Raw genomic sequence first — 13,727 nt, forward strand, 5'->3', positions numbered from 1 at the left:
CTTGCATACCACGTATAGTTTGGATTACAAAGTGTATAATAGTGTGCTGGCTGAATATACGTCAGGAACGTCATGGACTTCGTCAAATCTCCATAAAGTGCCTTCCGGATTGAAAATATGGGAAAAAACGGGAGATAAAGCTGATATTCCGATGGTAAATGCCGATCCGGCTTTCGTGCAAGAGCTGAATAGCGAGACTTCTTTCTGTTACACGGATGCCAGTCATCTGAGAATATCGAACATCCGGCTGACGTATAATTTCCCGCAACAATGGATGAAAAAAATCTGTGTACAGTCTGCGGCCTTGAGCTTTAGTTGTGACAATGTCTATACGTTTGCTTCTAAATACTTTGCTGGTATGGATCCGGAGAATGTGGGCGGTTGGGCAGCACCAAGACGTTTTATATTTGGTTTGAATGTTACATTTTAACGGTAGAAAGTTATGAAAAAGAGATATTTACTTATCGGAGCTCTATTCTTGTTTGCTTGTAACGGACGGCTTGATGAAATGCGTCCGCATAATATGGCAGAGGCGGATAGTTATCTGGGTAGTTTCAATAATATAGTGAATGCCACTTCGGGGTTGTACGGACAATTTTTGATGCAGGCCGGAGGGTATTCAGAGGCACACCATTATCACGGTAGTTATCATGTGTTGGGTGAATTTCGGGGAAATAATGTCATCTTCGCGGAGGCTTTCCCGGCCCAGAGTGGTTTTATGACTTCTCCTGATTATTTGCGGGCTCCGGATGCCCATTTCTTCTTGAATAGTGATCAGAAGTCCCAGTCATACGCTTGGGCGTTGTGGGCGAAAAGTCAGCAATTGATACTGGGAGCATCTCGTAATATAATTGCTATTGATAAGTTATACGGGGAAACGGTGAACCCGGATGAGAAACGTGATTTGATTCGTTTGAAAGGGGAAAATGCTTTCTTACGCGGGTTGATGATTTTCAATGCCACGAATGTATTCGGACGTCCTTTCTGGGATAATCCGGATGTGAATCTGGGTATTCCGTTGGATGTAGAGGCTACCGCGGAAATGTTACCTCGTAATACCGTACGGGAGTGTTTCGAACAGGCCGTTGCTGATTTCAGATTGGCGGCATCTTGTTTGCCGGATGAACGTTCGGATCGTACGTTTGCTAATAAAGTGGCATCATTTGGTATGTTGTCGCGCGTGTATTTGTATATGGGCGGATTACCGGAGAGTCCCGATGAAGAATATAATCGTTTGGCGGTAGCTTATGCAGATTCAACGTTTAGTTTGGTAAATGACGTGGTAGAGGTTTTGCGAGGGGAGGAATTGAAAGACTTGTATGATAATCCGAAAACGAACAAGGAAATTTTATTCGCTTTCTTCACGGGTAATTTCCCTAGTGGAGTGGGTAATGCGGTTCATAATTATTATTCTTGGAGCGGTTACGAGTCTGAGGCTAGTACTAGTGTGTATTGTTGTGAGATTTCGCATGATTACGAGAAAATCATGGATAAGGAGAACGACTTGCGGTGGCAGTATTTTACGGAACCTTCCGTACGACATGCGGGACGTTTCAGTACAACGAAATACAATGGAGGTGCGGATAATATTTTTGCTGATTACTATTCTTTCATTTGTCCTTCCGTGTTTATCCGTGCCGGAGAGGTGGTCTTGAACAGGGCAGAGGCTTACGCTAAACTGGGAGAGGATACAAAGGCCTTACGGGATTTGAATGAGATTCGTGACCGGGCAGGTTTGGAAGAATTATCGGGATTAAGCGGAGATAACCTGTTTGAAGAAATATTCACGGAACGTCGTCGGGAACTGGCTTTTGAGGCTCTGACGTACTATGATTATGTACGTAATGGCGTGACGATGAAACGGGAGGAAGTGTCCGTGTCTTATAGTAACTACACGGGAGCGCAATATAATGAGATAGATCCTAAAACATCCCGTCGGACGGTATGTTTGATTCCTGCCGAGGAGTTGCTACTGAATGATAAGTTAGTACAGAATGATTATTAAAATAAAAAGTAAGGTATATGATGAAAAAATTAGTTCTGAGTGTTGTAATACTGTGTGGATTCACCATGTCGTTGCTGGCACAGGGTATTCAGTTTCGTGAAGGTAGCTGGAAAGAAATCCTGGAGATTGCCAAGAAGGAAAACAAATTGGTGTTCGTGGATAATTATACAAGCTGGTGCGGTCCCTGTAAAAAGATGGTGAGCGAGATATTCCCGTTGAAGGAAGTCGGGGATTTTTATAATGCTAATTTCATTTGTTATAAACTGGATTGCGAGAAAGGGGATGGTGTGGAAGTGGCAAAAACATACCAGATTATGTCATTCCCTACTTATTTGTACGTGGATGGAAACGGGAAATTATTTTACCGTTCCGGAGCGTATATGCCTGCAGAAAAGTTTATTGAAGAGGGAAAGATCGCTTTGGCTGAGTTCTCTGACAAGCGGACAATTGAAGAGTGGGAAGCGCTCTACGCTAAGAAAAAGAATAACGCATCTTTCGTGAAAGGATACATTGCCAAGCGTAACCGGGCGAAATTGGATAATGCGGATATTTTTGATCAATACGTGAGTATCGAGAAAGAGAAAAATTTGATGGATAGTACATTCTTGAAAGAGTTATTCGATTATGAGAATAAGCTAAATGCCGGAGGGGCATGCGCTGATTTTATCATGAAGAATTGGGATCGTATTCGTGAGGTGACGGGTATGCAAGATCAAAAGATGGCCGAGATTCTGGGTTATAGCATGGGTTCGTATTCCTATCGTCGTGCCGTGAAAGAGAAGAATGAAGAGCGTTTTAACAGCTACCTGAAGGTGATGGCTTTCCTGAATGGGAAGTTGGGAGTGAATGTGGCGAACGAGGAAGTGAAAAGTCGTTCCGGATACTATGCCGCTATTGATGACAAGACGAGATTCGAGGAATTGGCAGAGAAACATGCGGATATTCTTTTTGAAGAGGAAAAAGATTGTTTGAAACGGGATCAGGAAAAATACATGCAATTCTTGCAGGGATTAATCAAGGATGCATCAGGACTTGCATCTCAGACCCCGGAGCAATTGGCTTTTACGATTCAGTTTGCCGGTATCAATGAGTCAGCTTCATTGGCATTTAATTTCCGTGATCTTGCGGCTAATGTTGCCCGTCTCTCGGATGATCAAAAATTGCTGAATAAGGCTATGACGTGGGCATTGGAGGCTATTACGCTGTTCGGTAATTTCACTTGCTATGAGACGTTGGCCGAGGTGTTGTACAAAATGGGATACCAGAAAGAGGCTCTTTGGCAAATAGAAAAGGCGCTGGATAAAATGCCGGCAGGGAATGATGCCATTGCTGCACGTATTCACGGGAAGTTGGATAAAATTAAAAATAATAAATGATGAAAGTGGTATTTTTACTTGGAATTGTAGCCCTGTTGGCAGGGTGCAATTCCATTCAGAAAGACGAGTTTGTGATTACGGGAACAATCAGTTCTTATCCGAAGGAGGTTTTGATTTGTGCCTATCAAACGAACGGTAATTTTATATTGGACACGATCCGGGTGGAAAATGGAAAATTGAGTTACCGGAAGAAATTGCAGGAACCGATTGTTGCCTCTCTCGTATCGCGAGACCCGCATAATATTATCCCGTCGGGTATGGGAGTTGTACCCGGACCGAGTGTCACGTTGTTCATGGAGCCGGGAACGAAATTGGAAATTAACATGGATAATGCCCGTTGGCCCGAATTGCAATGGAAAGGTGGAGCGTGGAACAATGACTTGATGAAGTTGTATGCCAAAACATTGCCTTTGGAACACGAGATGTTTGAGTTGTTGCGTAAATCGTATGCTGAAGGGGTAACAGAGGAGGAGAAGGTTGCTTTAGGCGAACAACGGATGACTTTAGCTGAAAAAGAGAAAGAAGAAAAAATCCGTTTTATCAAAGGGAATCCGTCCAGTTACGCGGCCATGTATCTTTTAAATGGAATGCGTAATGATTTCACTTTAAAGGATTACGCGGCTACTTTTGCAGCTTTCGATCAAGCCTTGCGGGAAATGCCTTTGGGTAAGGAGATGCAAGGAGCCATTGACATTGCCTTGCGTACAGAAGTAGGTGCTATTGCCCCGGATTTCGAAAAAGTGGATAAGGATGGAAATACCATACGCTTGTCGGATTACAGGGGGAAATATGTGCTACTGGATTTCTGGGGTTCCTGGTGTAGTCCTTGTCGGGATTCACATCCTCACTTGAAAGAAATTGAGGCAAAATATCGGGATAAAGGTTTGGTAGTCATTAATATTGCCACGGAAAACGGTTCCAAAGCTCGTGAAATATGGTTGCAAGCTATCGAGGAAGATGGTATGACATGGACTCAGATCCTGAATAACGAGGGAAAGGATAAATGTGACGTGGTGAAGGACTATGCCATCACGGCATTCCCGACTAAAGTGTTGATTGATGGTGATGGGAAAATTGTTGTACGTGCAGTGGGGGAATCTGAACCGATAGATGCGAAGTTGAAGGAAGTATTCGGGGAATAAACGATAAGTAGGAAAGTCGAGGGGTGAGGTAGACTCAAAAATCCTGTTTGAAATGACTACCTCCCCTAGCCTCTCCTTACACGGGAGGGGAAATCGATTGGTAATCAGCTCTCCCCCTGTGTAAGGGGGAGTTGGAGGGGGGTAGTTAGTAAACAAATACAGAACTTTTAAGTCAACCTCCTTCCTCTTTTTCTGGCCGGAACGTTGATGTCGTCATTTGTAGATGTTATTGCACGTCATTCTATTATTTTTTACACAAAATCTTACTATCTTTGTCCATGGTATGAAATGAAATAAACTATGGAAAACAGATTAAATGTAGGAATCACGCACGGGGATGTAAACGGAATATCTTATGAGTTGATCATAAAATTGTTGGCAGAGAATCGGATTTGTGAGTTGTGTGTTCCTATTCTATACGGGTCGCCTAAAGTGGCCGCCTACTACCGGAAGGTATTAAATATTGAAAACTTCAGTTTAAACACGATTCGTGAGCCGGGTGAGGCTAACGGGAAACGATCCAATATCATCAATTGCGTGGATGATAACGTGAAGGTTGATCTTGGAAAAGAGACTCCCGAATCGGATCAGGCTACCATGATAGCCTTGAAATATGCCTTGGACCACTTGGATCGGGACGAGATTGATGTGTTGACGCTGGCTCCCCAGGGACCGAATGCATTCTTCACGGAAGAGGCCGGGTCTTTGGTGGAATATTTGGGTAAGCGTTATAATACCGCGGATATTATGTCCATCTTGGTGAGCGAAAAGATAAAGATGGGTTTCGTGACCGAACAGGTTAAATTACGGGATGTGCCGCATCAGGTTACACAAAAGAATATCTTCAAGAAATTAACCTTGCTAGATGATACTTTGCGTCAGGATTTTACTATTTTGAAACCAAAGATTGCTGTTCTGGGGCTAAACCCACAGGTAAATTGCGGTCAGAATGGAGATGAAGAGGTGAATGTTATTATTCCGGCGATTGAGCGAGCCCGGGAAGAGGGAATTATGGCCATTGGCCCATTCTCTGCCGAGCGTTTCTTCTCGGAGAGAATGTACGAGAAATTTGATGCTGTTCTCGCCATGTATTACGATCAGGGGGTTGTGGCATTTAAGTCCGTGGACGAAGAAAGTGCCGCTTGTTATATTGCCGGGTTGCCCGTGATCTGTTCAATGTCTTTAACCGATCCTCATTATGATATTGTAGGTCAGAATCTGGGTGATGAACAAGGACTTCGTAATGCTCTTTATTTGGCGATGGATGTTTGCGTGCATCGGGAACAAAATATCGAGTTACAGAAAAACCCGCTTCCACATTATGATATTGCCACAAATAGTAATGAGAGCGATTTGAACGTGGAACAGATTGAAGGAGTAAAAGCGGAACTTGAAGATTAAGTTTTTTCTTTAGTCGAGAAATAAAAAACGGGATTCACTATTTTTATGTGAATCCCGTTTTTATTTTAGGCTTCTGCAACCAGTTCTGCAATATCTTTTACCGGGATTTCCGGTGAGGTTTTACCCAATGTTTTTTTACATAGCGGACAGGCCGTGACAATAACGTCCGGCTGGTATGCTGCGTATGCTTTCACTGTATCACTACTAATTTTCGTTTTTTGCGTGGAATCAATGGCCGTATTTGCCAAGCTACCCCCGCAACAGAGTGATTTTTTCTCGTCATAGGCTGTCGGGATTTTCCGGCTTACTTGTTTCAATACGCTTTCGGGGGCGTCAACGACACCGCAACCTCTTCCCAGTTCACACGGGTTATGGAACACGGTTTTCAGATCCAGGGCGTTGACCTTTAATTGCCCCTCCTGAATCAGCATATCGATATATTCCGTGTGGTGCATGACTTTTATATTCAACAGGTAATCCTCCTTGAAAGTTTTGTAACAAATCGGGCAGGAGGTAACCAATATATCAGCCTGTGAGGCATCAATCATTTGCAGGTTTTTATCCATGACCACTTGTGCCGCTTTCCAGTTCCCGGAAAGAGCTAACGGTCGCCCACAACATACTCCGGCTTTTTCATCAATGAACGTGTAGTCTGCTTTTGCTTTCTCGAAAATCTGTTGCATGGATTTTATAATGCCCGGGGTAAGATGACTCATACATCCGGCAAAATAAGCGACTTTAGCGGGTTTCACTTCCGGTTGAGGAACATAAGCATACGTGTCTTTCGTAACTCTTAATATATCCGGTCTTTTACTTTGGCGGATGGCATTCAGGTTGATACCCACGGGACATGAATTTTCGCAACGTCCGCACATCAGGCAGTCTTCTGCTTGTTGGGCGTATTCCTCCCGATTACGCAGGCGACGGAGAAAATAGACGGGTTGCGTGTCATTTATATTACAGGACGTGTTCAATTGACAGGTATTGATACATATTCCGCAACGGGAGCAGGAATTGACCTGTATTTCACTGAATCCGTTATATTCTTTGCCTTGTTTTACTCCCCAGTTTTTCAAGAAGATATAGACCATTTCAGTCGGGATATGCATGTACCGGGAAAATGGTAATAGCAGGAAGAATAGTCCAAGCAAGGAGGAGTAGAGCCACCAGGCAGGATAAGATAAACTTTCCAAGGGTAGAAATTCGCTGAAAAAGTCCCCCGCGTTATGCGTGAGGAAACTACCGCCTCCGTTCAGACCGCTAGTGAAACTTTCTGCCAGAAAACGTACCGGGAAAATAAGCCAGAGTACGGTTAGTATAAGCAAATCGTAAGCCCGTTGTTTCGTGGTCTTCTTCATGCCGAAAATACGGGAACAGAAACGTTTGGTGACAGCCAGTAAGATGCCGATTAATAGGAATGTCAGAATCAAGTCCATCAAGAACGCGAAAAACTCGCTGTACGGGAATGTCTCTTTTGCCGGATGGAAATAACGAAAGAAGATAGCGAAATAAGGTGGGTTGAAAGCACTGGTATGGTAAACCATGGATTCGATTTTCCCGACAACGATCAACAAGAACCATCCGAAAGCAAAAGTCATGTGCATGTATCCCAGCATCGGGTTCGTCTTGAATATATTATGATGCAACAAGCTTTCCCGGAAGATTTCCCAACCGGAACGAATGGTTTTAAGACTGAACAAGCCTTTGCGGATTTTTTTACGTTCTTCTTTCGGAAAGCTTTTGATCCACTTGTAGTATTTCACGCACAAGTATCCTAGTAGCACGACCAGCCCGATCGTGAACGGCAGGACAAAGTGATCGTAATATATTTTGTTCGTGTATTCGTATTGCTGCATAATAATTGAAAATTGAAGATTGAAAATTGAAAATGAGGGGAACGGGTCCGGGCATTTCAGCTTTTCAATTTTGTTTTTATATAGTTGAGCATTTCTAAAATCATCTTTCGGGTTTCCACGCCTCTTGGGCAGACCAGCATGCATTTTCCGCACAACATACATTTCTGTAATTGCTCTTTCGCCTCTTTATTTTCGCCTCGTTTCATGAGCATCTGTATCTTCCGGATGTTAAAGTCCGTGAGATTTCCTGCCGTGCATCCTGCCGTACATCCGCCACAGCCAATACATAATTTGCTGCTGGGAACCACACGAGCGATATGTTCCGTCATGGATTTGTCGTTCGTATCATAATTGATACTCCGTGTTTCCGATATGCTATAACCCCAAAAATTGATCATCTCTTAATTTTAAATCCTATTAATTTCTTGATTTAGTGATTTCCGATTCATTGATTTTTCCCCTCTATCCAACGCTCTTTTTAATCACTGAATCCTGGAATCGACAATCACAAAATCTTTTTAAGTTTCACGTATTCTATAATGTTCATGGCTGCCGAACGGGCATCGGCTAGCGTGTCGGTCAGGTTCATCGGGGCACTTCCGCATCCGGCCACGAAAACACCTTCGACATTCGTGTTGTTGTTACGATAGTGCGGGTCTTGGGATTTGATGAAACCATTGGGAGCCAAGTTCAAGCCTAGCGTGTCTGCCATCTGGCGACTGCCTTCCGAGGATTCCATACCGACCAACAGGATCATCATATCAAGCGTCATGCGCAAGGGTTTTCCGACAAGCGTGTCTTCCACCTTGATCTGTAATTGCTTGTTCATGTTTTCTGCGGCCTCGGACAATCTGCCTCGTACGAATTTGATATTGTATTTTTCCTGTGCATCCCGGTACATTTCCTCGTAACCTGGTCCGAACATACGCATATCCATGTAGAAACAGAAGATTTCCGTGTCGGGTAATAGTTCCCGAAGTTCAATGGCTTGCTTTACCCCGGTGATACAACAGAGTTTGGAGCAATGGTAGTTGCACACCTTCTCGTCGCGGGAACCCACGCAATGGATGATCCCGATGCGTTTGGGGGTATTCCCGTTTGCCATTCTGATCGAGTGGTTGTAGAACATATTCTCCAGTTCCACGGAGGTGATCACGTTTTCATATATCCCGTAACCATATTCTTCCTTCCGGCGGGCATCGAAAATTTTGAATCCCGTGGAGACTAGCAAGGAATCGCCTTCAAGCAGGCTGCCGTCGCTGAGAGGTACAAGAAATCTACCCTCTTTGTTCTTCTCGATTTTCCGGGGTTCCATGCCCAAGTGTAACTGAATTTTCGGGTGATTCAGGTTTTGTTTTAATATGTCGTTCAGATCCTTGGCGGATTTCCGGTCTGGAAACAATTGGTACCAATTGTTCAAGTTACCGCCGGTTTCGTTGTTTTTCTCGACTAATTCCACGTCGATTCCTTGACTTGCCAGTTGATGTGCGGCTTCGCAACCTGCCGGACCTCCTCCGATGATGATGACTTTTGCCATATATTAATTGAAAATTGAAAATTGAAAGTTGAAAATGAATGACTTCATGGTTCTTTTTCCAATTTTGTGGTTTAACATTATAATTTTGACACTCTCAGGTACGTGGGGCATTTCGGGGTCCCGATGTCTTCTCCCCGGATGTTTTTGAATTTTGCTTCCGGATCATACGGGATGCCCATTTTATCCAGCAGGGGTTCCACTGAAACCTGGTGCATCTGCAACCCGATTTCCCACGGGTCATACCCCAGAACGAGAGCCGTGAGTTCCTCGTAAGTCAGCACGGGAATACCGTAGCCGTCCTGTCCGTAGGTGGTTCCTTCCATCTCGCTGATCGTGTATTGCCATTTATCCATGAACATAGCGCACCCCGGACAGTTTGCCACGATAAAGTCGGGTTCGTAAGGTTGCATGGATTCAAATTTCTTTTTCGAGTTGGCCACGGAATATCCCCGGTTGGCCATCACGAGATACTGGCGAAAACCGAAACCGCAACAATGTCTTCTTTCCGGGTAATCGATTACATCGCCGCCCCAGGCATAAATCATACCGGATAACACGGCCGGAAATTCGGCTCCCCCAATTCCTTTCGTGGGGAACATTTTCGAGTAATGACACCCGATGTGATCCACCCCCCGGAGAGGTCTTCCCGTGTGAACGTCCACCAGCTTGTATTTTGCCTGGGCAGCGATCTCGTTTCTGAACTTATAGATTATGTCTGATGTGTGAGCAAGATTTCTAGGTTTTTTAAATTCCCGTTTGGTGGCTTTCCAAAGGAATTCTCTGATTTTTTCTTCCACTTCCGGGTGGTGGTGCCATGTCTCCAATATCTCGGTATAAATACCGAAAGATGTGATACAAGAGGGGGTCATGTTTTCGTACCCGGCCTCGGTCATGAGGGCAAAATGACGGGCGACTACCGTCATGATTGTTTCTGCCGGAACGATGTCCGAATGATAACCGATCCCGGTGCAAGTCGTGTGTCGTGGATCATCAATAACATCTTTCGCCAGTTTATTCTTCATAATATCCAGGTAAGCCCATTCCGAACCCGGGAAGAAAGTCTGGCGAATACAACTTCTCGCATAAAAATAGTGATCATCGGCTATCTCTTTCTGATAATCTTTCCATATCTGTTGTTTACCCTCTAAATTCATCTCGCTATTTTAGTTCCTGTTAATTGCTTGAATTCGTTTTAAACTTTTATCTTTCTACTGGTGTTTTCCGCTGTTTTCCATGTATGTTTTCAGGAAATAAGCCTCTTCCAGATCAACTTTCTCTTCGTCGGCCACGTGTTGGGAGCAACTGTCAATTTTTTCCAAGAATTCAGTTCCTCCGGTGACATCGAAAATTTTCCGCAATTCATCCATACTTTCCGAATCCACTTCCCGTAATGCCCCGGCTCCCGGTTGACGGTAGTTCGAGTGCATACGTTCGTACACGTCGTCCAGATGCTCGTATATCCATTCCCACACGGGACCTTGCTCCGGGTGCATTTCCGGTTTCACCAGGTCGGGAGTAACGCAATATCCTCTTTTGAGGATGGATTCTCCGATCACGTGTTTTAGCGCGTATTGCTGACGTCCTTTTTCCGAATAGACAAAATATCCCAATTCCTGGGATGCTTTTCTTAATGCCATGATCACGAGGCCCGGCGTGTTGCAGCGCGGACAACGAGTTTTACAAGACATACATTCCCCGCAATACCAGATCGTGTCGCTTTTCAACAACTCTTCGATCTCTTCTTCATTCCCCCGTTGTACGGTTTCCACGATCACCCGCGGGTCATAGTTATAGAATTCAGCTGCCGGACAAATTGCCGTGCATACCCCGCAATTCATACAGCTATTCAGCCCTTCGATGAAATGAATATCTTTTTGTAACTTCTTTAAAATCTCTGACATAACTAACTCTATATGGAAAAATTACTCGTCATAATTCTTTTGTATACAAAAGTATATCTTAATATTTTGCAACTAAAGGAGAGAAATGCTTAAAATGTGGGGTATTTATACTACCATTTGGAGCCTGTTTAAATTTGTTGAACAAAATCTTGTCGTTGCTTGATTACCTCTAGGTTATGCTGATGTTCCATCAATGTTCCTTCGGTGTTCCAATAAGACTCAGTTTTGATTCGTGCGGCGTTCAAATGTATTTTTTCCAGCGATCACTCGCAAGTGACACGGAGAAAGCACGGAGAAAGCACGGAGAAGACCTAGCCAAACAATAGAGTAACAGCGTATGTCTCTTGAACAACTGACATTCAATATTTTTTTATATTAGTCAACGCGAAATTTAAACAGGTTCTAAGTTTGCTTGATAAGTAGTAGTTACAAGTTGCAGGTTGACCGGTTACAGGTTTGGTTCTAAATAGCCTGTAACTTAAAACATCTTTTCCCCGTAAGAAAAAGGAAAAACCATGAACAAAAGTGTAAAGGGTACTTTAACAGAGGCCAATCTTTTAAAATCATTTGCCGGAGAATCACAGGCAAAAAATCGGTATACTTTTTTCTCTGAAGTAGCGAAAAAAGAGGGGTACGAACAGATAGCGGGCATATTTTACGAGACCGCTTTGCAAGAAGAGATGCACGCGAAACGTTTCTTCAGCCGTTTAGAAGGCGGAATGTTGGAGATCACTGCTGCGTATCCTGCCGGGGTTATTTTGGACACGGCCAGTAATCTGGTTGAGGCCGCGGAGGGTGAGTATGACGAGTGGCATCACTTGTATCCGGAATTTGCTAAAGTGGCCGAAGAGGAGGGATTTAAGGACATTTCCGTGATGTACCGTATGATTATCGAGGCGGAAAGAAATCATGAAACAAGGTATCGGAAACTCTTGTCGAACTTGCAGGATGGTATCCTTTTTGAACGCCCGAAAACGGTAAAATGGTATTGTCGCAAATGCGGGTATGTCCACGAGGGCCCCACGGCTCCTAAAGTTTGTCCGGCTTGTCTCCATCCGCAAGGATTCTTTGAATTACTGGTAGAGAATTATTGAGATGAGTAGCGTGAGTACAGGAACCTGAAAATGAATTTTGTCGTTTTCAGGTTTTTTATATAATTCAAATTACAATAATTACTGTCATAGATAATTAAGACAAGGGATAAGTATTATGCCGTTTATATATATAGCTTCTGCGTTGTTGCTTAAAAACAAAATACCAGCTCAATCTCATAATGGTGTTGTGGGACAAATCGGACTATATTTCGTGACTACAGGAAGATTATCAAAAGAAAATGGACGTTTGTATTCTCGTTCTACATCTGGATCGTTTTCGTAAGAAATATAAGGACGAACGACGAGACGTTTCGTTTGACCGATTGCCTGTATGTTGGGGAGATGGGTATGCTGCGGTAGAGCTTGCTTTACAGGAACAGAATCCAGTTCATCTCTTTTATTTCTTTGGTTCTGTGGATAGTATATGCTTTTCGGGTTCGGGGTATTTCCGGTTAATGTGAGCTTATTGTTCTGTTAAGAATGTCTGCGGATGGGTGATCAATATAAAGATACTCATCCGTTTTAATGTGTGTTAAAAATATTATATTAAAAAAGGTTATGGCAGGGAAAATAGAGAAATGAAAAATATTGATTTTTAGAATATTGTTGTTTAAATAAACGATCATTTAATGCGTTGCAAATATACATCATTTTTATTTTCCGCAAACTTTTTTGATTAGTTTTTTGGTACTCTCAATTAGATATTTAGTTTTTTGTCGATTATTCATCAGTGCCTTTTTTGACTGTGTTATTAAACGATGGTTTTTTGATATAAAATATTGTTTAGTGAAACAGCTTTCGTGCATCTATAATAAATATCACTGTTTAAGTGGGGTGTGTGGAACACATGGCAATAAATCAGGACCGGTAACAGGGTTAGTGCGTGAAGCGTGTCCGGTCTGCTGATAGAATAAAACAATTACATGATCGAGGAGAAAAAAATACACTGGTATGTCGCTTACACGCGGGTGAATCAAGAATTACTGATCAAGAAGAAATTGGACGAATTGGGAATCGAGAATTTTCTCCCGCTGGAGGAACAGGCGCAGGATACGCCGCTTGGGCGGAAGACCATTCGAGTACTTTTGATTCACGGTATGATTTTTATCCGTACGGACAAGGTGACGAGTTTCTCCTTGATAAACGAGTATTCACTGAATATCGTTTACTTGAGAGATTTAGAAGGACGTCGGTCCTTGATCGTTCCCGACAAGCAAATGGAAGATTTCATGTTCCTGCTGGATTTCTCTCCTGATGGTATCGAGATATTGAATAAAGACCTCAAGCGAGGTGATCGGGTTCGGGTTATCAAAGGACCCTTGCAGGGACTGATGGGAGAACTGGTGCGCCTGAGGGGACACAAGCGGGTGGTGATTCGTTTGGAGGGAGTGGTGTCAATCGCCACGTCTTACATC

At 43.4% G+C, this 13,727-nt stretch carries 12 protein-coding genes and 1 pseudogene; 8 read left to right on the forward strand and 5 right to left on the reverse strand.

The features are described from left to right. The 5 genes and pseudogenes from AB5542_RS19380 to AB5542_RS19400 form a co-directional block, all read left to right on the forward strand. Positions 1-430: pseudogene (locus tag AB5542_RS19380) on the forward strand (hypothetical protein); the annotation flags it as partial. 12 nt (positions 431-442) lie between these two features. Next, complete coding sequence (locus tag AB5542_RS19385; protein ID WP_087422456.1) at positions 443-2,005, forward strand: RagB/SusD family nutrient uptake outer membrane protein; 1,563 nt, start codon at positions 443-445, stop codon at positions 2,003-2,005. A 17-nt stretch (positions 2,006-2,022) separates the two neighbouring features. Beyond that, positions 2,023-3,381: a thioredoxin family protein gene (locus tag AB5542_RS19390; RefSeq protein WP_279037902.1), complete on the forward strand. Its 1,359-nt coding sequence runs from the start codon at positions 2,023-2,025 to the stop codon at positions 3,379-3,381. Further along, positions 3,381-4,523, forward strand: coding sequence for a TlpA disulfide reductase family protein (locus AB5542_RS19395; RefSeq protein WP_158572084.1), 1,143 nt, complete (start codon positions 3,381-3,383; stop codon positions 4,521-4,523). The genes AB5542_RS19390 and AB5542_RS19395 overlap by 1 nt, the downstream gene beginning before the upstream one ends. A gap of 300 nt (positions 4,524-4,823) precedes the next feature. Next, positions 4,824-5,924 carry a PdxA family protein gene (locus AB5542_RS19400; protein WP_087422453.1) on the forward strand — a complete coding sequence of 367 codons (1,101 nt, stop codon included), beginning with the start codon at positions 4,824-4,826 and terminating at the stop codon, positions 5,922-5,924. A gap of 65 nt (positions 5,925-5,989) precedes the next feature. Here AB5542_RS19400 and AB5542_RS19405 read toward each other — a convergent pair whose 3' ends face one another. The 5 genes from AB5542_RS19405 to AB5542_RS19425 all read right to left on the reverse strand — a co-directional run bounded on the left by AB5542_RS19405 (position 5,990) and on the right by AB5542_RS19425 (position 11,218). Next, on the reverse strand, positions 5,990-7,780 hold the full coding sequence (locus AB5542_RS19405; RefSeq protein ID WP_279037906.1) for a (Fe-S)-binding protein: 1,791 nt from the start codon (positions 7,778-7,780) through the stop codon (positions 5,990-5,992). 56 nt (positions 7,781-7,836) lie between these two features. Next, positions 7,837-8,178, reverse strand: a complete 342-nt coding sequence (locus AB5542_RS19410) for a 4Fe-4S dicluster domain-containing protein (protein ID WP_027200982.1) — start codon at positions 8,176-8,178, stop codon at positions 7,837-7,839. Positions 8,179-8,285: 107 nt separating this feature from the next. Next, on the reverse strand, positions 8,286-9,317 hold the full coding sequence (locus AB5542_RS19415; RefSeq protein ID WP_168044216.1) for an FAD-dependent oxidoreductase: 1,032 nt from the start codon (positions 9,315-9,317) through the stop codon (positions 8,286-8,288). A 77-nt stretch (positions 9,318-9,394) separates the two neighbouring features. After that, the gene (locus tag AB5542_RS19420) at positions 9,395-10,471 is read right to left on the reverse strand and encodes a CoB--CoM heterodisulfide reductase iron-sulfur subunit B family protein (protein WP_279037910.1); all 1,077 of its coding nucleotides are present in this window, start codon (positions 10,469-10,471) and stop codon (positions 9,395-9,397) included. A gap of 54 nt (positions 10,472-10,525) precedes the next feature. Further along, positions 10,526-11,218: a 4Fe-4S dicluster domain-containing protein gene (locus AB5542_RS19425; RefSeq protein WP_118304265.1), complete on the reverse strand. Its 693-nt coding sequence runs from the start codon at positions 11,216-11,218 to the stop codon at positions 10,526-10,528. 515 nt (positions 11,219-11,733) lie between these two features. Here AB5542_RS19425 and rbr point away from each other — a divergent pair. From rbr to AB5542_RS19440, 3 genes are all read left to right on the forward strand, one after another. After that, positions 11,734-12,312 carry a rubrerythrin gene (gene rbr / locus AB5542_RS19430; protein WP_087422450.1) on the forward strand — a complete coding sequence of 193 codons (579 nt, stop codon included), beginning with the start codon at positions 11,734-11,736 and terminating at the stop codon, positions 12,310-12,312. Between the two features lie 239 nt (positions 12,313-12,551). Beyond that, complete coding sequence (locus tag AB5542_RS19435; RefSeq protein WP_279037914.1) at positions 12,552-12,773, forward strand: hypothetical protein; 222 nt, start codon at positions 12,552-12,554, stop codon at positions 12,771-12,773. A 462-nt stretch (positions 12,774-13,235) separates the two neighbouring features. Next, on the forward strand, positions 13,236-13,727 hold a 492-nt coding region (locus tag AB5542_RS19440; protein ID WP_368243357.1), incomplete at its 3' end, for a UpxY family transcription antiterminator.

This window comes from Butyricimonas sp. RTP31003st1_G1_RTP31003_210430 (assembly GCF_040920905.1).
In the GTDB taxonomy this organism is placed as follows: Bacteria; Bacteroidota; Bacteroidia; order Bacteroidales; family Marinifilaceae; genus Butyricimonas; species Butyricimonas paravirosa.